The sequence below is a fragment of the Thiocystis minor genome (assembly GCF_016653465.1).
In the GTDB taxonomy this organism is placed as follows: Bacteria; Pseudomonadota; Gammaproteobacteria; order Chromatiales; family Chromatiaceae; genus Chromatium; species Chromatium minus.
Genome location: NZ_NHSQ01000184.1, coordinates 1 through 20,070 on the forward strand (window position 1 = coordinate 1; position 20,070 = coordinate 20,070).

Sequence of the window (20,070 nt, forward strand, 5' to 3'; positions counted from 1 at the left end):
ATCGCGGCGCGCGTCGCCCAGAGCGATCCCGCGAAATTCGTCTTCTGCCCAGCCCATGCGATCCCCAATGAACGTGAATGCTCAAACCTATTTTACCCGCACACGGGGAGTTGTGTGTAATGGGATGTCTTAGACCTTGCCGTGCAGCATTGCACGATATTTGCCCTTCAACGCCACTTCCTGAATCAGCCACGAGGCCCAGAGTTCTTCGAGCGGAGCGATGACACCGGGAAAGCTGGGAGTCAGGTTATTCTTATAATCGAACTCGATCATCATCAATTGACCGAAGCGGGTAATCAACGGACAGGCCGCGTAGCCGTCATAAATCGCCATGCTCCGCGTGCCCGCGATGTCGGCGATCAGGTGATCCTCCACGACAGGGAGCTGGCGAGTGACCGCCGATGCCGTCTTGCCCGTCGGGATGCCCGCGCTATCGCCGATGGCAAAGACGTTCGGGTAACGGACATGACGCAGGGTCTGTTGGTCAACCTCGACCCAGCCGTCGTTGGCCCATTTGCCGGTCCGCCATGGCAATGGCGAGTTGCGCACGACGTCGGGCGCGCGCATCGGCGGGACCACGTTGGTGAAGTCGTAGGGCATTTCGACATCGCCATCGGGCGTCTCGAAGGTGATCCGCTGACGGCCTGGATCGATCGCTTTGGCGACATGACCGTAATGCGTTTTCACACCACGCTCATCGAAGAGCATCCGCACCTTTTCATGCACGATCGGCACCGAGAACAGGTTGTCGGAAGGTGCGGCATAGTGGATCTCGACACGCCCCCGGCTCCCCTTCCGACAGGCGGAATCATCCGTCAGGAACGTATATTTCAACGGCGCGCCCGCGCATTTGATCTCGGTTGCCGGGCGGAAGAAGATTCCGGTACCGCCCTCGTCGGTAAAGCGGTCCATGGCGACCCAGGTGCGCTCGGCATAGTCGGCACCGGCATAGAAGGCGCCGATCCCGTTGGTGCCCACGAGATCGAGCGAAAAACCCTCGATGGCGTCGAAGTCAAGCTTCAACCCGGTCGCAACGATCAAAAAATCATACTGGATCGATTTGCCCCCGGCGGTGGCGACGGTTTTCGCGTCGGGATCGATGTCGACCGCAGCCTCATCGATCCAGTCAACGCCTTGAGGCAACCACTCGCTGGTCGAAGAGGTCACATAGTCCGGAGATTTCACCCCCGAGGCGATCAGCGTTAAGCCAGCCTGGTACAGATGCTGTCTTCGTGCATCCACGATGACGATTTTCGCGCCCTCGACGCGATTGGCCAGGCGATTAGCAATGGCGATGCCCGCTGCGCCGGCCCCCAGGATGACGATCTTCGCGCGGTTTTTCACGGGCACCGCGTGAGCGGGACGGGTGGCGACCGCCAGAGACGAGCCGCCCCCGGCCAAGACCAACGCCAGGGCGCTGGCCGTTTGGCGCAAAAACTCACGGCGCGACCTGTCGGGTTGAGGGTGCTCGCTCATACTTCTTCATCCACCAATGCGGAACTTCGTTGTGTTAGCCAACAACTTTTTCAAAACCAATCCCCTGAAGCAACCCACGGGATCTGACCGAATCTGACCGAATCTGACCGAATTCGACAAAAACAGGGGCGCGCAGGGGATTCATTCACGATGAAGGTATCGGGTATTGATGCCCGCCGAGGTGTACAGCATAATCCACGCCCTGACGGGGCGTGGCGGTAAGGGCGCGACCTGGACCAACGCCAGCCTTGGAGGCACGCCGGCCGCATCGATGCTCAGTTCGCACACATCAAGCCACGCCACATTCCGTCCCGCTTGCTGGCCCGCGCCTGAATCTGACTCTTTCGCACTCGACTCGCTCGCTCGCTCGCGTCCGATCCGCGCGCCGGTTCGCTGTTGTCAGCGTGTAACCTGCCCTGTCCGGGGGGTGGCATGACCGACTCGGTGGGACAACACCGTTCGTGCGGTGATGACGTCCGGCGTTTCGACCCGACGGATGCCCCCCTGCTGATCAAACGATCGACTCGCGAAGCCGACGCGGACGCGGGGACCGCTGCGTTGGAGAACGAGTGGCACATCCTGGAGCGCTTGCAGGGGATCGCGGGCTGCCCGCGCCTGATCCGGTTCGATCCGGAACGATCCGAGCTGATCCTGTCGGACCCCGGCGGCCGGTCACTGACCGATGCCGGGCTCCTGGGCCAGGTCGATCTCGCACGATTTTTGGCCATCGGCGAGTCGCTGGCACGGCTCCTTGCGGCGATCCACGCACGCGGCGTCATCCACGGCGCCATCGATCCCGACCGCGTCCTGATCGGCCCCGAGGATGATCGGTTGTGGCTGTTCGACTACGCCCAGTCGACCACCTTTGCCGAGGAGCCGTCCGGGCTTGCCCAGCACCGTCGGCCGGTCGGCGCCCCGGCCTACTGGTCGCCCGAGCAGACCGGGCGCATGAATCGGCCGGTCGATTATCGGACCGATCTCTATTCGCTCGGGTTGACGCTCTATGCCTTGATCACTGGCGCTCCGCCGTTCCAGGCATCCGATCCGCTCGCCCTCATCCACGCCCATCTGGCCCGCGACCCGGACTCGCCTAGACAGCGCGTGCCCTGGCTGCCGGACCCGCCCGCCCGCGCCGTCCTCTGCCTGCTGGCCAAGGAGCCCGACGACCGCTACCAAAGCGCGCTGGGTCTAGCCAATGATCTGCGGCGTCTGCGCGAGGCCCTGAAACGGGACGAATCGCTCGACGCCATCCGGTTGCGCGAACACGATCCGCCGCTGTCGCCGCTCCCGCCGCGTCGTCTGTATGGCCGCGAACGCGAGCTGGCCAGCCTCATGGCCGCGTTCATGGCGGTCACCGAGGGCGAGTCGCGGGCGCTGTTCGTCGCGGGCGTCTCCGGGATCGGTAAGACGGCGCTGGTCCATGAGATCCTGCGTCCCGTCACTCTGAGCCAGGGCCTGTTCGTCGGCGGCAAGTGCGAGCAGTTCCAGCGTGATCGGCCGCTGCTGGCGCCCGCGCGCGCCCTGGCGCGGCTCTGCCAGTTGCTGCTGGCCGAGCCCGAGTCCATCGTCGCGGAATGGCGGACGCGCCTCCTCGATGGTCTGGGTCCGGACGCCGCCGCCCTCTTCGAGCCGGTGCCCGAGCTGGAATGGCTGCTCGGGCCGCAACCGCCCGTGCCCGCTCTGGGTCCGATCGAGACCCGCGCGCGGCTGCACGGACTGCTGGTCACGCTGGTCCGCCGGATCGCCACGCCGGCGCGGCCGCTGGTGCTCTTTCTCGACGATCTGCAATGGGCCGATCCATCCACGTTCGAGTTCCTGGGCGCCCTGCTGGAGGGCGTCCCGATCCCTGGTCTGCTGTTGATCGGGGCCTACCGGGATCAGGAGGTCGAGACCGGCCATCCGTTGGCAAACCTCCTGCGCCGGCCGACTGCGGGCGGTGCTCCGCCGACCGTCCTGACGCTGGACGCACTGGCCCCGGAAAGGATCGCCGCGCTGCTCGCTGTCATGCTCCGCCTGTCGCCCGAGGAGTCGCGGCCGCTCGCCCGGCAGCTTCATGACAAGACCGGGGGCAACCCCTTTTTCACCCTCGAACTGCTCAATGCGCTGCGACGCGAGGGGACGCTGTGGCTCGATCAGGAGCGGGGACGCTGGGTCTGGGACGAGGCCGCGTTGCGGCGCCGCGCGGTCAGCGCCAATCTGGTGGATCTGCTGGCCGCGACGCTGAGCGAGCTGGCAGACGATACGACTGAGGATCTGTTGACCGCCGCCTGCCTGTCCCATGAAGTCAGCCTGGGCCGGCTCGCGCGCGCCACCGGGCGGGCGCCTCGCGAACTCGTCGCCGCGCTGACGCCCGCGCTGGAGCGCGGGATCCTGGTCACCGCCGATGCGCTGGCGTTGCAGGCCGCCCACCCCGGAGTCGAACTGCGCTTCTGCCACGACCGGATGCAGCAGGCGGTTCACCAGCTCCGTGACGAGGCCGGGCACGCCCGTCTGCATCGGGCGATCGCGCGCCACCTGGTCGAGACCGGTGACCCGAGGGATCGTCTGTGCGCCGCCGAGCAGTACGCACTCGCCCGCGCCCTCATCACCCAGACGGATGAGCGCGCGCTCGCCCGCGCGCTCGCGACCGAGGCCGCGCTGCAGGCGCGCCGCTCCGGTGCCTTCGACGCCGCCGAGCGGTTCCTGCGGTTTGGTCTGGAACTCCTGCCGGAGGATGCCTGGCGAACCGATCGCGACGCGGCGCTCCTCCTCCAGACCGAGTTGCACCTGATGCTCTATGGTCAGGGCCGCAACGAGGAGGCGGATGCCGTTTACGATCGGATCGCGGCCGAGGAGCGCGAACCGGCGCGCCTGCTCGATGCGGCCTGTACCCAGATCGTCAACCTCACCAAACGCACCCGTTTTCAGGACGCGATCCGGCTGGGTTGCGACCTGCTGACACGGCTCGGTGTGACGGTCCCGCTGGACGATCTCGACCAGACACTCGCCGAGATCCAGACGAGCGCGCCCGATGTCTTCTGTCTGCGGCGGCCCGGACAATCGGACACCGGCGCCTTCGTGCGTCCCGAGAGCGCGCTCGGGCAGGAACTGGATCACTTCTATCGCCATCTCGACGCGGGTGCGCTCGATCGCCTGTCAGCGGCCCCCGATCTGACCGACCCGTGCAGACTGGGCGCCGCCCGGCTCCTCGACAGTCTGCTGCCCGCCGCGAACTTCACCCATGCCGCGCTGGTATCTTGGCTGCCGCTGCGGGCGGGTCGGCTCTGGATCGAGGAGGGCTTCTGCGAGTCGGTCCTCTGCCCCTTCATCTCGATCGGCCCGGTCATCATGGCCTTCCGCGGCGATTACGCCACGGCCGACCGGCTCGCGCTCGCCGCACTGGAGGTTGGCGCGGCCCGTGGCGCTGTACTCAAGACCGCGCATGGCTGGTATGTCTACACCGGCTACATCAGCCATTGGCGGCACCCAGTCGAGGACAATATCGCACATGCTCGGCGCGTCTACGCCGAGTTGGTGCGCATGGGCGATCAGCCGGTGCTGCCCTTCATCAACTTCTCGCTGCTGGCGGCTCTGCTGGACAGCGGTCAGCGGCTGGCGGAACTGGACGCCGCGGTTGCGACCGCCCTGAGCGCCGCGCGCCACGCCGGTAACCGGCATGGCGAACAGGTCTTTCTCACCTATCGCCAGTTGATTCGTGCCCTGGAAGGTCGTGCCAGCGGGCCGGGAAGCTTGGGCGACGCGGATTTCGATGAAGAGGCGTTCGTCACCCAGACCCAGCGCAATCCCACGGCGCGCGGCTATTTCCATCTGCATCGCGCCCTGTCGGCCCTGCTCTTCGACGACGCCCCCGCACTGGCGCGGCACGCTGACGCGGCTCGGGCGCTGACCCATTTCGTTCAGGGCAAGTATCCGACCGCGCTGGTGAATCTGCTGCATTCACTGGCGCTGATCGAGCGGCTCCGTGCGCCTGGGGAAAGCGGCGAGCGGGGCATATTGCTGGAACGACTGACGCTCAATCAGACCTGGCTGGCCGCTCGCGCCGCCGATGCACCCGTCAACTTCGGCCATCTCCACGACCTGATCGAGGCCGAGCGGCTCGACGCCCTGGGCGAGTCCTGGGCGGCGCTCCAGGCCATGGAGCGAGCCCTGCGCCTGGCCCAGGGCCACCAACGCCCCTGGCATCGCGCGCTCATCACCGAGCGGGCCGGTCTGCTCCACATGCGGCACGGACTGGAGCACTCTGGCCGTGCGCTCCTGACCCTGGCCTGTCAGCGCTATCTGAATTGGGGCGCGACCGCCAAGGCCGAGTCCATGCGCCGGGACTGGCCTTTCGTGGCCGCGCGCCGGCCCGATGAGAATCCACGGGCGTCCGTCGGCGAACTGGATCAGTCCGTCCTGCTACGCGCCTCCGAGGCACTGGCCTCCGAGACCTCGCGCGCCGGACTCATGAAGCGGATGCTGGAACTGGTGGCGCAACTGACCGGCGCGACCGACGTGCGGTTCCTGGTGCTGGACGAGGAGGGGCAGTGGTCGCTTGAAGGCGGGCTGCGCGGTGCCGAGTCGCTGGCGCCAATGTCGCTGGCAGAGGCCGAGGCCCAGGGACTCGTCGCCATGAGCGTGCTGCGTCTGGGGCTGGCAACCCTTCAGCCGGTGCTCTCGGACGACGCGGTGCTCGACAGCCGCTTCGCCGCCGACCCCCATTTCGCCGGTCTGCCGCTCTGTTCGCTGCTGGGCCTGCCGCTGGTGGTGCAGGGGCGGGTCAACGCCTTCCTGACCCTGGAGAACCGGCGTCTGCGCGCCGCCTTCGCGACCGATCAAGTGCTCGATCTGCTCGGCGGCATGACCCGCGAAGTGCCCTTGCTCCAGAGCCGGCGCCTCGCCTCGCTCGGCAGCCTGATGGCACTGCACTCAGTGCTCGACGCTCGCAACCAGGCGTTGCGCGAGTCGCAGCATCAGGCGCTGGAGCGGGCGCGCCAGGCGCTGGACGAGGCCCGGCGAGAGCGCGCCATCCGCGATCAACAGGGTCAGTTCATCGACCTGATCACCCACGAATACCGCACCCCGCTGGCGATCATGCAGACCAATCTGGATATCCTGATGCTCAGTCAGAATCCGGAGCACTGGCGCGATGGGCTGCACAACCTGGGCCTGGCGATCCAGCGTCTCGGCGAGGTGTTCGATGGTTCGCTGCGCCGCGGCGACTGGGGCGAGCATCGGCAGTTGTGCCTGGAGCCTATCGAGTGGTCCGATTGGCTGGCGCGGCGGATCGAAGAGACCCGGGCTGGCTGGCCGGCGCCGGCCCCTTCGATCGATCTTCGTGCCCAGGGGCCGGTGACCATCCAGGCCGATCCCGCGCTGCTCAAGACGGCGCTGATCAACCTGCTCGACAATGCCCGTAAATACGGTCCCGCCGAGGGGATGATCGAGGTTGAGCTGATGGTGAGCGACGGCCAGGCGGTGCTCACGGTCGCCAATGACTGTCCGCTCGATCTCGCGCGCGAGACGACCGATCTGCTCTCCAAGTCAGTGCGCGGCGCCAACAGCAAGGGCATCCCTGGACTCGGCATGGGGCTCTATCTGGTCAACAAACTGGTCGCGGACCAGGGCGGTCAGGTCGAGTTGCGGCGCGAGCGCCCCGAGCGGTTCGAGATCCGGTTGAGCTTCCCGCTCGTCCAGGCGGAGTCGGCGCCGTGAGCCAATCGATCCCGATCCTCCTGGTTGAGGATGATCCGCTCCTGCGCGAAAGCCTCGCCAACTATCTGGGGCTGCTGGGTCACGCCGTCACCGCCGTGGGAAACAGTCTCGACTGTTATCGGGCGCTGGGCGAGAACCAATTCGCGGTCCTGGTGATCGATCTGGGACTGCCGGATCAGGACGGCTCGGTCCTGGTCGAGTACGCGCGCCGCAATACCCGCAGCGCCATCATCGTGACCACGGCGCGCGATACGCTCGACACCCGCGTCGATTCCTATACGGCCGGCGCCGACCTTTTTCTCGGCAAGCCGGTGAACGGTCGCGAACTGGCCGCCGCCATTGTGAGTCTGGCCGACCGGCGGGGGCGGAGCGCGCCAGAGCCCGTCGGCGCGGCGACGCAGACCGCCCGCGCGGTGCCGGGCGTCTGGCGGCTGCTCGCGGGCCAGCGGGCGCTCCAACTCCCCGACGGCAACCAACTGGAGCTGACGCCCAGGGAATACCGGCTGCTCTACCTGCTCGCCAATGGCGAGGGCGAGCCCGTGCCGCGCGCCGTGCTCGTCGAGTCGCTCTACGGACGTCAGGATGAGAGCGCCCAACGTGCGCTCGAAACCCTGGTCCGCCGCACCCGCAAGAAGATCGGGGAGCCCCATGCCGGCCCCAGCCTCATCCTGACGCATCACGGATTCGGTTACGTCCTCGCGGTGCCACTGGGCCGAAGTTAAGGCGGCAGGTTGCAGGAGCGCGCGCCAGCGAGACCCAGCATCCATCGGCACCGGGAGCGCCAACTTCAGTCAGCCCCTGGGATCTGGACTTCAGTCCACGAATTCGCTTCCACATCCCAGCCTTCGGCTTGTCAAGCGGCAAGCGAGCGGACATGAGCGATTTCGCGGCGAATGACCGGCCTGACCTGTGAGTTGTGCAGACTGGCAACCGCCAAGGTTTCTCCATCGAGGGCTACGAATTCAACCTCAAAGCCTTGGCCATTCTGGTGAACCATGACCACGGTTCCGATATCGCCAGCGGCGAGTCCGTATTCGGGAAGGTCGGTGGTTAAAACAATACAGTCAAGTTCGTTGATCATTTTGCCCTCTTTAATGGATGAGCCGTAATGAAGTAAGGCGCGATTTGTCCGGTTTCCAAGAACCACACTGTTTTGACCTGAGGATTTCGCCCGTCCGGGGTTAATAGGGGGCCATCGATCGCGTAAGAAACACCGAAAGGTGTAGACGCTATCTCCACGACCTCGTATTGAGCGGGATGTTGCATCAATGCGGTTTCAAGTCGTTGCCAAGACGCTAGAGAGAACCCAAAGCCGATGAAAAATCTTGCCTTATACCGCCCAACCGGATGCGTTTCAGACAGCAGGTATTGGGTGATTTTTTCTGGTCGAACGAAGGCGCGTTCGAGATTTGGCAGTTTCATGAAATCCATTATAACGAAGAGCATCTGACGTGAAGGTAAACCGCAGGGAGCCAGGGCGTCAGCCCGTCACCCACCGTTGCGTTACCGCCGCGAAGCAACGACCTGCCCGACGCAAAACACAGCCGATCATCCATCATCGCGCTTTTTGGACCCCGCGAGATCCGGGTACGCATCCATGAACGAAGGAAGAATATGACCCCAAAGATTCGCGTCAATCCACCTCGGCCAGTCTCCAACCCAGCGCGCGGCGGGGCGCTTTCCTGGCGTATGCGCGCCCATTCCTGCGCGTTGATCTGGTTAGCCTCCGTGCTCCTCCTCGTCACACCGTGGGCGATCGCTTACGAACTGCCCGGATTGAATCTCGGCTATACCAGCTTTCTCGATGGGCTGCCGCCCGCCGGCCCGCGCTGGCTGATCCAGCAGTATGTGCAGGTCTACCGGAACGGACGACTGAAAGGCCCGAACGGGGAGGATCTCAGATTGCCCGTCATGCGCGGCGACAGCGTCGAACTGGAAAAGGCCCAACTCGATCTGACGGTGATCCTGACTCAGCTCATGTTCCAGTACTATCGGCCGGAGCGGCCGTCCGTCCTTGGCGGCAAATGGGGATTGGGTCTGACCCTGCCCTTGACCAGCCTTCAGTTGGATCCGGGCGATCACGAGATCATCACCTGCAATGGCTCGTTGCTCAGCGATATCGTCATCAGTCCCTTCGTGCAGATCGATCCGATCAAGGGAGCGAATGGACTCAAGGTGTTCCAGCGCATCGAATTCCAACTGGTCCTGCCGACCGGCGATTACGACCCCGGCGAGTCGGTCAATCCGGGCGCCAATGTCTTCTCCTTCCATCCCTTCTGGGCCGGCACGGCCTTCCTGCCGTCCAAGTGGACGATCTCCTGGCGTCTGCTCTATCTCTGGAACGCCGAGAACTCCGAGCCCAAGATCATCCTCGACGCCGACGACTCCCAGGCCGGACAGGCCATCTATCTCAATTTCGCCGGAGCCTACGAGCTGCTGCCGAGTCGCTTGCGGGTCGGCATCAACGGCTACGCACTCAAACAGATCACCGACAATCGGGTCGACGGTGGGGACATCGCCAGCGGCCGCGAGCGGATTTTCGGGCTGGGTCCAGGCTTGGTCTATCACGGCTCCAAGCAGGATCACTTCTTTTTCAACAGCTACTGGGAAATGGGCGCCGAGAATCGGACCGAGGGCACGCGCGTGACACTGCGCTACGTGCATCTCTTCAATTGATCCCGGTCGAAAGCGGCCACGTTCCTCTATGAAAATCGGGAATGCCTGATCTGGGTCAGCAAAATAGCAGCTTAGCAAGCCAACGCAATTGATCATTTTCAAGGCGATCACGCAAAATGCCAAACCAATAAGCACGAGGCTTCATGCGTGCCGTCAACTTCAGACGCGCCGCGCCGGACGCCTCGGCGAGGGCCTGCCGCGTAACGGCGCAAATCGTATCGCTGGCTTGGTCTGCAACAACAATAACGAGATGACCGAGGAAACCGGAGGAGCCACGATGCCAAGACGCATCGCCATTACAGGATTCGTCAGCCTTTTGGCGGCGCTTCTCTGCACGAGCATCGTTCCCGTCGCCGTTGCTACCTCGACGGCACCCGACGAAGAGCTGATGATCGACCATTTCGATCCAGAGACCGGCAAGCGGGTCATTCCTAATGAACGCTGCCTGACCTGTCACGGCGACGCGCAGCAACAGACCGATGTGCGCGACGACGGCACTCCGGTGCAGATCTTCGTCCACAGCAAGGAGATCGAGGCGAGCGTTCACGGCACTCAAAACTGCACAAGCTGCCACGTCACTATCGACCGTGTCCCCCATCGCAAGGCGCCGGCGGTTATCGTCGGCTGCATCGAGTGCCACCGGGAGACCTGGGAGCAGCACAAGAACGACCCGGACGAGAAACATGCCCGTCTCAAGGTCGTCAATGAGCAGATCGGCAGTTACATGCTGTCGGTCCACGCACAGCCCAACAAGCTTGACCAGTCCCGCACCAACGCCACCTGTTACGACTGCCATGAGGGCCACAACGTCGGCGAGCTTGGCAGTATCCAGCGCGCCGAGGCCCGGCTGAAAAACCCTGAAGTCTGCGGTCGATGCCATGAGGCGGAGTTCGACGAGTACCGCGGCTCGGATCATGGCAAGGCGGTGCTAGAAGAGAAAGACAGCGAGTCGGCGGTGTGCTCCGACTGTCACACCACCCATGACATTGCCTCGCCAGAAACGGACAAGGCCAAGCTCGCGATCACCAAGAACTGCGGCGACTGCCACGAAGAGGCCCAGCGCACCTACTTCAAGTCCTATCACGGCCAAGTCCACCGACTCGGCTACACCGATGCCGCCAAGTGTCACGACTGTCATGGGGGGCATTCGGTGAAGGGCGAGGACGATCCGACCTCGGAGATACACGCCGACAATCGTCTGGAAAACTGCCGGAACTGCCACAAGGATGCCAATGAAAACTTCCTGAGCTTCTGGCCCCACGGCGACGCCCACGACCGGGAAAACTATCCGGGTCTATGGGCCTTCAGGGTGTTCATGGAGATCCTGATTTTCTCCGTCATGGGCTTCTTTTGGGTCCATGTGATCCTGTGGCTCTACCGCGAAGTGATGGACCGCATCCAGGGCAAGGGCTTCATCGAAGACTTGAGTCAGCCCGACCTGGTCTACTTCCGCCGCTTCCCCGTGGTCTGGCGCTGGATCCACTTCCTGTTCGCCATCGCCACCATGACCCTGATCCTGACTGGGACGACGCTGCTGTTCTCGCATACCGCCTGGGCCAAGGCGGTCGTGGAGTTCCTTGGCGGCATCCGGATGGAGGGCATCATCCATCGCACCGCGGCCATCGTCTGGCTCGGCATCTTTTTCGCCCACCTGGCGATCGCAACCAGCAACATCTGGCGCAAGCGCAAGACGTTCGAGTGGTTCGGCAGTACCTCCCTGGTCCCGAACATGAAGGACTTGCAGGATCTGAAGAACATGTTCAAGTGGTTCCTCGGTCGCGGTCCGCGCCCCGAGTTCAGCCACTGGACTTATTGGCAGAAGTTCGACTATTGGGCGCCCTTCTGGGGTGCCACGGTGATCGGCGCCTCCGGTCTCATCCTCTTCATGCCGGACAAGACCTCTCTCATCCTGCCGGGCTGGACGTTCAATATCGCCAACCTGGTGCATGCCGAAGAGGCGCTGCTGGCGGCCATCTTCCTGAACTCGGTGCACTTCTTCAACGTGCACTTCCGGCCCGAGCGCTTCCCGATGAGCACGGCGATCTTCACCGGCGTCATCCCCATCGACGAGTTCAAGCACGACCACCGACTCGAATACGAGCGGCTCGTGGCGAGCGGCGAGCTGGAGAAGCATCTGGTCCAGCGTCCGTCGCGGCGCGTCTCTCTGGCGGCCTCCTTCATCACCACCGTGCTGATCATGACCGGCCTGACCCTGCTGACGCTGGTGCTGTTCGGCCTGATCACCTTACCGAGCTGACGGGGATGGAGAACATGAAACGCGAAAAGTCCATCCACAAGGGCGTTGGCCATCTCCTTTTCGCCGCGCTGGCCCTGGCGCTGCCAGTGGCCGTCGCGGCGGGGCCGTCCGGGCAGGCCCTGTCCTTCACCTGCGCCGGTTGCCACGGCACCGATGGCTCCAGCGTCGGACCCTCGATGCCGGCCATCGCCGGCATGGATCCCGAGGTCTTCGTGGACGCCATGCAGGCGTACCGCCAGGACGAGCGCAACGCCACGATCATGAACCGCATCGCCAAGGCTTACACCGACGAACAGTTGAAGGAGATGGCCTGGTTCTTCGCCAGTCAGCGCCTGCGTCTGTTTCCGCAGACCTACGATGCGGCCCTGGCCGAGCAGGGCGCCCGACTGCATGACGAGTACTGCGAGAAATGTCATGAGAAGGGCGGCCAGCCCGGCGATGCCGGGACCCTCGCCGGCCAGTGGATGCCCTATCTGCACTTCACCATGGAGGATTTTCTCAACGGAAAACGGACCTGGCCGCGCAAAATGAAGCGCAAGGTCGACGCCGCGATCGAAGCGTCCGGGGACACGGCGATCCCCGCCCTGGTCAATTACTACGGCAGCCAGCAATAGCACGGCGGCGGAGAAGAGAGCATCGTGACGAACCTGAAACGCAGAACCTTCATCCGTGCCGCCGGGGCTGCCGCGGCGCTGGGGACGCTGGGCTTCCCGTCCCTGGTGCTGGGGGCGGCGCGCCGCGTGGTCGTGGTGGGCGGCGGCGTGGGCGGCTGCACTGCGGCCAAGTACCTGCGCAAGCTCGACCCGAGCATCGCCGTGACCTTGATCGAGTCCAAGCCGGCCTACACCTCCTGCTTCATGAGCAACGAGGTTCTGAGCGGCGAACGGACGCTCCAGTCGCTGACCTTCGGTTACGACGGTCTGCGTCGCCATGGCATCGAGGTGCTTCAAGACACGGTCGTCGGCATCGACCCGGAGCGCCGGTGGATCCAGACGGCGGGAGGCCGCGGGTTCGACTACGACGCCTGCGTCGTCTCTCCCGGCATCGGCTTCAAGTGGGGGGCCATCGAGGGCTACGACGAACAGGTCGCGAACGAAGCGATTCCCCATGCCTGGAACGCCGGACCGCAGACCCAACTGCTGCGCAACCAGATCGAGTCCATGCCCGAAGGCGGGCATGTGATCATCGTCGCCCCGGCCGATCCGTTCAAATGCCCACCCGGACCCTATGAGCGCGCCTCGCAGATCGCCCATTACTGCAAGCACCACAAGCCGAGGGCCAAAATCACCATCCTCGATGCGAAGGACGCCTTCTCCAAGCAAGCCCTTTACATCGAAGGCTGGACCAAACTCTATGGCTACGGCACCGACAACAGCCTGATCCAGTGGGTCGGCGCTGCGGGGGGTGGCGCGGTGGAAGCGCTCGATCCGAGCACCCGCACCCTGACCGGATTGGTCGAGGAATTTCAGGGCGACGTGGTCAACATCATCCCGCCACAGAAGGCCGGCGCCATCGCCTTTGCCGCCGATCTGGTGGACGACGGCGACTGGTGCCCGGTGGACAAACGCACCTTCGAGTCCAGCCGCCACAAGGGGATCTATGTGCTCGGCGACGCCTCCAGCGCCGCCACCATGCCGAAATCGGCCTACGCGGCCAACTCCCAGGCCAAGGTGGCCGCCGCCGCTATCGTCGCCGGTTTCCAGGGCAAGGCGCCGGATGACCCGACCTTCGTCAACACCTGCTACAGCGTCGTCGGCGAGGACTTCGGCATCTCCGTGGCTGCGGTCTACCGCCTGAATGCCGAGACCAACACCATCGAGTCGATCCCCGGCTCCGGTGGCGTCTCACCCGCGAATGCGAGTCCGGAGATCCGCAAGCGGGAGGTGAGCTATGCCCATAGTTGGTTCAAGAATGTCATCAATGACATGATGGAATAGGAACAGGCAGTGTGTCCCGCGCGTGTCTGAGCCAGGCGCGCCAACGAGTCGTCATGGATCCTCTCCATTAGAGCAGAATCAGCATCACCCCAGCCAGCATCAGCGCGCCGGCCGGCAGCCGAGCGATCAGCCCCGTCTCCCGGAACAGCAGGGCGCCATAGAGAATGCCGATCAGCAGGCTCAGGCGTTTGACGGCGATCATGTAGGCCACTTCGACCTCCTGAATCGCGAGAAAATGGGTGTAGACCATCAGGCTCATCAAGGCGCCCACGCCGAGCACGCGCCAGAAACGGCTGGCCAGCTTGAGCAGCACCTGTGGTCGTGGCAGAACGAACAGCACGAACGCGGCCATCCCCAGCAAGGCGAAATAAAAGGCGCCAAAGGATTCCGGTGGCAGAGACCGCATGGCCCCCTTGCCGAGGGTTGCGGTGACCGCGTAGATCGCCGCGACCATCAGCATCATCCGCGACCCCGGTTCATCCTTCATCGCCGCGAAGGGCGCGGCCCAGCTTCGCCAGTCGCTCGCACGGGCGTGGGCGCTGTTCAGCAGCCAGGCGCCGGCAACCACCAGCAGAACGCCCGCGGCGCCTCGCGCCGACACCCGTTCGCCCAGGACGAGCCAGGCCACGCCGATCACGAACACCGGGGTAAAGGCCAGATAGGGCAGGGTGAGCGACAGCGGATGGTCGCGGATGGCGGCCATATAGAGCAGCATCGCAGCCAATTCCAGGGGGATCAGGAGCGCGATCCAGCCCCAGAAGGCCAGCGGCAGATCGGCCAGGGGCGGGAGACCGAGCAGGAGCGGTGTCATCAGGATGCCGGGGAGCCCAAACCGGACCACCAACAGTTCGGGCGCCGAAAAGCCCTGGAGCCACGCCTTGGTGGCCGCGTCGGCGCTGGCAAGGGCGAAGGCGCAGAGCAGGGCAAGAGCGATCCAGGTCATCTGGCAAATCTGCGCGACGGGTCGACGGTCAACACGTCCGGCTGACCGTGCGTCGGGGCAGCGTCCGTCAAAACGTCGATCCCCGCGCCCGGACGATGCGCGTTCTCGCTGATCCGCCGACGCCAGACGCGCCCCCCCGGCTGGCCCTGGAACAACCCGAGCAGATGGCGGCTCATGGCGCTCAAGGGAACGCCGGCCGCCATTTCCCGCTTCGCATAGGGCAGAAAACGTTCGAGAACCTCATGGCGGGTCAATGGGGGATGATCGTCTCCGAAGATGACCCGGTCCGCTTGCGCCAGCATCCAGGGGTTGTGATACGCCTCGCGTCCGATCATGACTCCGTCCAGGGTCGTCAGGAAATCCGCCGCTTCAGTGAGGGTCTTAATCCCGCCATTGAGACTGATGGACAGGTCGGAAAAATCGGCCTTGAGCTGCTGGACGACTTCGTAGCGTAGCGGCGGCACGTCACGGTTTTCCTTGGGGCTTAAGCCTTTAAGCCAGGCTTTGCGCGCATGCACGATCAGCGCGTCGCAACCGGCCGCGGCCTGGGTACCGACGAAATCGACCAGTTCGCCATAGCTGTCGCGGTCGTCGATGCCGATGCGGGTCTTGACCGTGACCGGCACCGCAACCGCGTCCTTCATCGCCGCCACGCAGTCGGCCACCAGACCGGGTTCGGCCATCAGACAGGCGCCGAAGCGTCCGTTCTGGACCCGATCGGAGGGGCAGCCGACATTGATGTTGATCTCGTCATAGCCCCAGTCCGCGCCAAGGCGCGCGCAGCGGGCCATCTCGACGGGATCGGAGCCGCCGAGCTGAAGCGCGACCGGATGCTCGGCGGGATCGAAGCGCAGAAAACGCGCCTGGTCGCCATGGAGCAGGGCGCCCGTGGTGACCATTTCGGTGTAGAGGAGCGAATGGCGGGTGATGAGCCGCAGAAAAAAGCGGAAATGACGGTCCGTCCAGTCGAGCATCGGGGCGATGGAGAGCTGGCGGGCCTGTGTCAGGGGCGTGGCGACTCGATTGGACGTGTCGGGCATGATCGGATTCTTCGATGGATGTCTCAATTCGATCGGCACTTGTTTGCCAGAGTATTCACACAAAGACGCTGTGGCAGCGGTATCGGAATCCGCCGAGCGAACAAGACTGACAAGTGACCGCCACCGGAGAGAGAGTCATGATCGCATTTCCAATTCCACCTGGAATATCCCAGGCCGACCTCGCCGACGAGACGACCCTGCTGTTCGACTACGGCGATTGCGTGGCGCTCTATAGCCATTCGCATAGAATGGGGGGTGTCTATCGACTGGATCCGGGGGTCTGGCAATTGTGGTTCCCGATCAGCCTGGAGGACTTCTCGACCGCCATGATGCGTTTTCTCAAGACCCATGGGCTGTTGGATCTGGATCAGACCGGATGCTCGTTCGTCATGCCGGCGCCTTCGATGCGGCTCAATTGATCGGCGAGCAGAACCCAACGCGTAGGAGTGGTTTGCAAACGCGCTCCTACCGCCGGGATCCGGCTTTCCGAAATCGTGTTTAAAGAGCGTCGCCCGGACGCCTCACTGGCACCTTCAGCGTCACCAGTTCCTCCGCGCTGCTAGGGTGAATCGCGACGGTCGCGTCGAGATCCGCCTTGGTCGCGCCCATCTTCACGGCGACTCCGAACCCTTGCAGCATCTCGTCGACGCCATCGCCGATCAGATGGATGCCGACGACGCGCTCTTCGGGACCGGCGCAGACCAGTTTCATGGCGGTCTTGGGTCCATGCGCGTTGAGCGCGTAGCGCATGGGGGTGAAGCTGGTCTCGTAAATCGTCAGGGTGTCGCCGAAACGTTCGCGCGCCTCGGGCTCGGTCAGGCCGACCTTGCCGAGCGGCGGATGGGTGAAGACCACGGTCGGGACATTGTCATAGTCGAGCTTGAGCGTCGGCTTGTCGTTGAACAGGCGTTCGGCAAGACGGCGTCCGGCGGCGACCGCGACCGGGGTCAGTGGCTCGCGGCCGGTGACGTCGCCGATGGCGTAGACGCCAGCGACATTGGTGTTCTGGAAGGCGTCGGTCGGGATGATGCCGTTGGGCTTGAACTCCACGCCAGCGGCGTCCAGGTCGAGTTCACGGGTATTGGGCGCGCGGCCGACGGCCCAGACGATCTGGTCGAATCCGGTGAGACGTTCGCCGCTCCGGGCGGCCAGCGTGAGACCGTCCGCATCCTGTTCGAGCGCGGCCACCTCGAATTCCAGCCTGATCTTGATGCCGTGCGCCTCCATGTTCTCGCGCAGCGTCGCGCTGATCAGCGGATCGAACAGCCACAGGAGTCGGTCTTCCAGTGCGACGACCGTGACCTCGGTGCCGAAGGCGCTCAGCACGCCCGCCAGTTCGACGCCGATATAACCGCCGCCGACGATGGCCACGCGCTTGGGCTGGGTCTCCAGCCGAAAGAATCCATCGGAATCGATGCCGAGTTCCGCCCCCGGCATGCGCGGCACGATGGGCCGACCGCCGCTGGCGATGACGAGATGATCGGCGCTGTACTGCCGGTCGCCGACCGCGATGGTGTGAGCGTCGACGAAGCGGGCCTGACCATGGATGCGGGCGATGCCCTGTTCCTCGACATAGCCGTCCCAGTAGTTGTTGATATTGGCGACATAGCGATTGCGTCCCGCGATCAGCGCCGGCCAGTCGAGACCCTCCGAGTGCGCGCGCACCCCGAAATCGGGCGCCCCGGCGACCGCCTCGGCCAGACTGGCCGCGTACCACATGACCTTTTTCGGGACGCAGCCGGCGTTGACGCAGGTGCCACCGAGTTTGTTGGACTCGACGATGGCCACCCGCTGGCCGAACTGCGCGGCCTTTTCAGCCACCGCCAGGCCGCCGCTGCCGCCGCCGATGGCGATCAAATCGAAGTGTTGACTCATGCTGCTTTCCTCGCGATGACGACCCGATTGCGCCCTTGCTGTTTTGCCGCGTAGAGCGCCTGATCGGCCCATTGAAAGAATTCGTTCGGTGAGAGGGGGATGCCGTTTGCAGGTGGAGCGAAGGTCGCCACCCCGATGCTGACGTAAACCGGGCAAGGCTGCCATTCGCTCCCGGCGATCTGTAATCGTAACCGCTCCGCCGTCCGCGCCGCCTGCGCCTCGGTCGTGTCAGGCAGCAGAATGCAAAATTCCTCGCCGCCATAGCGCGATGCCTGATCGCCCGCGCGGACGAATCAGTTCAAAAACGGCTAGCAATTTCGTTTTTGTCAGCGCGAGTTCCCGCTCCAGTTCCTCATAGGTTGCTTTTCTGTTCATGGCTTCCGGCCGAATCTGTTCGGAGTGGGTTTCGCCACGGGTTGTAACCGCAAGCAAGGTTCATGGATGAAGGCGGGAGGCGCTTTGCGTCCGTCCGGGAATGTTTCGCGTCCCGCGCGTCCCGCGCTGGCGCGGGACGCCGATCCTCGATTAGCGAGCCTTCAGCCATTCCTCCAGCTTATCCGAGCCGCCGATCAACTGACCGTCGATGAAGACCTGCGGCACCGCCGTGGCGTTGGCGATCGCGCGCAGGCTCATCTCGGTGTAATCGCGGTTGAGCAGCAATTCCTCGTAGGCGATCCCGGCGGCTTTGAGCGCCTCCTTGGCCTTGGAGCAGAAGGGGCAGCCGTTGCGGGTCATCACCGTGACGTTGAGCGGCTTGGGGGCGTCGGGGGCGATGTAGTTCAGCATGGTGTCGGCATCGGAGACACCGAAGGGGTCGCCGTCGACCTCGGGCTCGATGAACATCTTTTCGACCACGCCATCGCGCACCAGCATGGAATAGCGCCAGGAACGCTTGCCGAAACCGAGATCGTCCTTCTCCACCAGCAGACCCATGCCCTCGGTGAATTCGCCGTTGCCGTCGGGGATGAATCGCAGGCTCTCGGCGTTCTGCGTTTTCTGCCACTCGTTCATGACGAAGGTGTCGTTGACCGACATGCAGACGATGTCATCGACGCCGTGCTGCTTGAAGAGCGGCATCAACTGGTTGTAGCGCGGCACATGCGAGGAGGAGCAGGTGGGCGTGAAGGCGCCTGGCAGCGAGAAGACCACCACGGTCTTGCCGGCGAAGATGTCATTGGTCGTCACATCGACCCATTCGTGTCCACTGCGGGTGTGAAAGGTGACCTCGGGGACGCGGCTTCCGGTACGATCCTGCAACATGTCGATACTCCAATGTTCGATGAGATGGATTGGTGGAAAAGGTTGGGTTGAAGGCTTGGTTGGCGGGTCAATGCCGCTACCGAAACGAACGATAAAGCAAATTTTTTGATATAGGAAATCGATTATAAAGATCGACGCGATATATTTTGACGATCATTTCGGGGGTAGAGAGCGCACGACGTCGATCGGTGGGGCGGCGGTTTCAATCGACTCTAACCCGCACTCTGAGTGTGGGCGCGTTCGTGAAGGATCAAGCGATCGTCCGCGAAATCGTTCCCGCCGTCCCATCGCAACGCATCCTTGGCCTCATGAGACGCCGTGCCAGCCATTCTGGAATGCTCGTTTTTTGGCCCGGTCATGACGAGAGCGCATGAAAATGCACGTCCATCTGAAAAGCAATTGATCGATATCAACGTGATCTGCTTTTTCCCTGCTTAATCTTTGAGTCGCGGTCTGGGCATGCAGGCCCGGACCGTCTCAAAAACAGCCTTTGAGGGAGGTGAACCATGATGACGACAAAACGATTGATGCTGGCCGCCACCGTTGCGGGCGTCTCCGCGCTTGGCTCCCTGTCCGCCAACGCCTTCTGGGGTTGGAATCCGTTCAACTGGGATAATGGACCCTGGGGTGGTGGACCCTGGGGCGGCGGTCCCTGGTATGGCGCGCCCTATGGGTATCCCTATGGGGGCTATGGCTACCCCTATGGCGGCTACGGTGTTCCCTACGGTTGGGGCGCACCAGTCCATGGTTATTATCCTAGCCCGGATATTTCATAGACCTGTGGTCAGGTCCAGAAACCGACGATCTTGGTGGGGTTCAAAGGCGATTCAGTCGCCAGGAGGGGGGCCGACGCGGGCGAAGCGGGCGGATTGAACCCTTGACGGTCGGAACAGGGCGGCCTGGGCGCCCTGG

Annotated in this window: 18 protein-coding genes; 8 read left to right on the forward strand and 10 right to left on the reverse strand. The window is 63.8% G+C overall.

Annotation, left to right across the window (positions count from 1 at the left end; all coding sequences use genetic code 11):
- Positions 1–129 precede the first annotated feature (129 nt).
- Positions 130–1,476, reverse strand: coding sequence for an NAD(P)/FAD-dependent oxidoreductase (locus CCR95_RS23370; protein WP_201098937.1), 1,347 nt, complete (start codon positions 1,474–1,476; stop codon positions 130–132).
- A 432-nt stretch (positions 1,477–1,908) separates the two neighbouring features.
- Between CCR95_RS23370 and CCR95_RS23375 the strand changes: the two genes are divergently transcribed.
- Both CCR95_RS23375 and CCR95_RS23380 read left to right on the forward strand, forming a co-directional pair.
- Entirely contained in the window at positions 1,909–7,170 is a 5,262-nt protein-coding gene (locus CCR95_RS23375) for an AAA family ATPase (RefSeq protein WP_201098939.1), read from the forward strand.
- Complete coding sequence (locus CCR95_RS23380) at positions 7,167–7,892, forward strand: winged helix-turn-helix domain-containing protein (RefSeq protein ID WP_201098941.1); 726 nt, start codon at positions 7,167–7,169, stop codon at positions 7,890–7,892. Before CCR95_RS23375 ends, CCR95_RS23380 begins: the two co-directional genes overlap by 4 nt.
- 131 nt (positions 7,893–8,023) lie before the next feature.
- Here the strand turns inward: CCR95_RS23380 and CCR95_RS23385 are convergent, their stop codons facing one another.
- Both CCR95_RS23385 and CCR95_RS23390 read right to left on the reverse strand, forming a co-directional pair.
- Positions 8,024–8,251, reverse strand: coding sequence for a DUF4926 domain-containing protein (locus CCR95_RS23385; protein ID WP_201098943.1), 228 nt, complete (start codon positions 8,249–8,251; stop codon positions 8,024–8,026).
- Positions 8,248–8,592, reverse strand: coding sequence for a DUF6883 domain-containing protein (locus CCR95_RS23390; protein WP_201098944.1), 345 nt, complete (start codon positions 8,590–8,592; stop codon positions 8,248–8,250). Before CCR95_RS23390 ends, CCR95_RS23385 begins: the two co-directional genes overlap by 4 nt.
- A gap of 192 nt (positions 8,593–8,784) precedes the next feature.
- Between CCR95_RS23390 and CCR95_RS23395 the strand changes: the two genes are divergently transcribed.
- Positions 8,785–9,846, forward strand: coding sequence for a SphA family protein (locus CCR95_RS23395; RefSeq protein ID WP_242523455.1), 1,062 nt, complete (start codon positions 8,785–8,787; stop codon positions 9,844–9,846).
- A gap of 55 nt (positions 9,847–9,901) precedes the next feature.
- Here CCR95_RS23395 and CCR95_RS25680 read toward each other — a convergent pair whose 3' ends face one another.
- A complete protein-coding gene (locus CCR95_RS25680) occupies positions 9,902–10,246 on the reverse strand; it encodes a hypothetical protein (RefSeq protein ID WP_242523456.1) in 345 nt (114 codons plus the stop codon).
- Between CCR95_RS25680 and CCR95_RS23400 the strand changes: the two genes are divergently transcribed.
- Genes CCR95_RS23400 through CCR95_RS23410 form a run of 3 tightly spaced genes read left to right on the forward strand, consistent with a single transcriptional unit; the run spans position 10,235 to position 14,040 of the window.
- On the forward strand, positions 10,235–12,103 hold the full coding sequence (locus tag CCR95_RS23400; protein ID WP_242523457.1) for a cytochrome C: 1,869 nt from the start codon (positions 10,235–10,237) through the stop codon (positions 12,101–12,103). The two genes, CCR95_RS25680 and CCR95_RS23400, sit on opposite strands and share 12 nt — an antisense overlap.
- Before the next feature lie 14 nt (positions 12,104–12,117).
- A complete protein-coding gene (locus CCR95_RS23405; RefSeq protein WP_201098946.1) occupies positions 12,118–12,717 on the forward strand; it encodes a c-type cytochrome in 600 nt (199 codons plus the stop codon).
- Positions 12,718–12,741: 24 nt separating this feature from the next.
- Positions 12,742–14,040: an FCSD flavin-binding domain-containing protein gene (locus tag CCR95_RS23410; RefSeq protein ID WP_201098947.1), complete on the forward strand. Its 1,299-nt coding sequence runs from the start codon at positions 12,742–12,744 to the stop codon at positions 14,038–14,040.
- Between the two features lie 67 nt (positions 14,041–14,107).
- Here CCR95_RS23410 and CCR95_RS23415 read toward each other — a convergent pair whose 3' ends face one another.
- Together CCR95_RS23415 and dusA are read right to left on the reverse strand one after the other, a co-directional pair.
- Complete coding sequence (locus CCR95_RS23415) at positions 14,108–14,983, reverse strand: DMT family transporter (protein ID WP_201098948.1); 876 nt, start codon at positions 14,981–14,983, stop codon at positions 14,108–14,110.
- On the reverse strand, positions 14,980–16,023 hold the full coding sequence (gene dusA, locus CCR95_RS23420) for a tRNA dihydrouridine(20/20a) synthase DusA (RefSeq protein ID WP_201098949.1): 1,044 nt from the start codon (positions 16,021–16,023) through the stop codon (positions 14,980–14,982). The genes CCR95_RS23415 and dusA overlap by 4 nt, the downstream gene beginning before the upstream one ends.
- Positions 16,024–16,160: 137 nt before the next feature.
- Between dusA and CCR95_RS23425 the strand changes: the two genes are divergently transcribed.
- Positions 16,161–16,442: a hypothetical protein gene (locus CCR95_RS23425; RefSeq protein ID WP_201098950.1), complete on the forward strand. Its 282-nt coding sequence runs from the start codon at positions 16,161–16,163 to the stop codon at positions 16,440–16,442.
- 79 nt (positions 16,443–16,521) lie between these two features.
- On the opposite strand, the gene gorA is transcribed toward CCR95_RS23425, so the two are convergent.
- From gorA to CCR95_RS23445, 4 genes are all read right to left on the reverse strand, one after another.
- Positions 16,522–17,898: a glutathione-disulfide reductase gene (gene gorA, locus CCR95_RS23430; protein WP_201098951.1), complete on the reverse strand. Its 1,377-nt coding sequence runs from the start codon at positions 17,896–17,898 to the stop codon at positions 16,522–16,524.
- Positions 17,895–18,140, reverse strand: coding sequence for a GGDEF domain-containing protein (locus tag CCR95_RS26525; RefSeq protein WP_420825688.1), 246 nt, complete (start codon positions 18,138–18,140; stop codon positions 17,895–17,897). The genes gorA and CCR95_RS26525 overlap by 4 nt, the downstream gene beginning before the upstream one ends.
- On the reverse strand, positions 18,127–18,273 hold the full coding sequence (locus CCR95_RS23440) for a hypothetical protein (protein WP_201098953.1): 147 nt from the start codon (positions 18,271–18,273) through the stop codon (positions 18,127–18,129). The genes CCR95_RS26525 and CCR95_RS23440 overlap by 14 nt, the downstream gene beginning before the upstream one ends.
- A 150-nt stretch (positions 18,274–18,423) precedes the next feature.
- A complete protein-coding gene (locus CCR95_RS23445) occupies positions 18,424–19,158 on the reverse strand; it encodes a glutathione peroxidase (RefSeq protein ID WP_201098955.1) in 735 nt (244 codons plus the stop codon).
- Between the two features lie 506 nt (positions 19,159–19,664).
- On the opposite strand from CCR95_RS23445, the gene CCR95_RS23450 reads away from it, so the two are divergent.
- Positions 19,665–19,934, forward strand: a complete 270-nt coding sequence (locus tag CCR95_RS23450) for a sulfur globule protein CV3 (RefSeq protein ID WP_276570304.1) — start codon at positions 19,665–19,667, stop codon at positions 19,932–19,934.
- Positions 19,935–20,070 lie beyond the last annotated feature (136 nt).

Coding starts and splice junctions, on each gene's coding strand:
- CCR95_RS23370 (WP_201098937.1), bottom strand. CDS start 1,476: ATGAGCGAGCACCCTCAACCCGACAGGTCGCGCCGTGAGTTTTTGCGC.
- CCR95_RS23375 (WP_201098939.1), top strand. CDS start 1,909: ATGACCGACTCGGTGGGACAACACCGTTCGTGCGGTGATGACGTCCGG.
- CCR95_RS23385 (WP_201098943.1), bottom strand. CDS start 8,251: ATGATCAACGAACTTGACTGTATTGTTTTAACCACCGACCTTCCCGAA.
- CCR95_RS23390 (WP_201098944.1), bottom strand. CDS start 8,592: ATGAAACTGCCAAATCTCGAACGCGCCTTCGTTCGACCAGAAAAAATC.
- CCR95_RS23395 (WP_242523455.1), top strand. CDS start 8,785: ATGACCCCAAAGATTCGCGTCAATCCACCTCGGCCAGTCTCCAACCCA.
- CCR95_RS23400 (WP_242523457.1), top strand. CDS start 10,235: ATGATCGACCATTTCGATCCAGAGACCGGCAAGCGGGTCATTCCTAAT.
- CCR95_RS25680 (WP_242523456.1), bottom strand. CDS start 10,246: ATGGTCGATCATCAGCTCTTCGTCGGGTGCCGTCGAGGTAGCAACGGC.
- CCR95_RS23405 (WP_201098946.1), top strand. CDS start 12,118: ATGAAACGCGAAAAGTCCATCCACAAGGGCGTTGGCCATCTCCTTTTC.
- CCR95_RS23415 (WP_201098948.1), bottom strand. CDS start 14,983: ATGACCTGGATCGCTCTTGCCCTGCTCTGCGCCTTCGCCCTTGCCAGC.
- dusA (WP_201098949.1), bottom strand. CDS start 16,023: ATGCCCGACACGTCCAATCGAGTCGCCACGCCCCTGACACAGGCCCGC.
- CCR95_RS23425 (WP_201098950.1), top strand. CDS start 16,161: ATGATCGCATTTCCAATTCCACCTGGAATATCCCAGGCCGACCTCGCC.
- gorA (WP_201098951.1), bottom strand. CDS start 17,898: ATGAGTCAACACTTCGATTTGATCGCCATCGGCGGCGGCAGCGGCGGC.
- CCR95_RS23440 (WP_201098953.1), bottom strand. CDS start 18,273: ATGAACAGAAAAGCAACCTATGAGGAACTGGAGCGGGAACTCGCGCTG.
- CCR95_RS23445 (WP_201098955.1), bottom strand. CDS start 19,158: ATGTTGCAGGATCGTACCGGAAGCCGCGTCCCCGAGGTCACCTTTCAC.
- CCR95_RS23450 (WP_276570304.1), top strand. CDS start 19,665: ATGATGACGACAAAACGATTGATGCTGGCCGCCACCGTTGCGGGCGTC.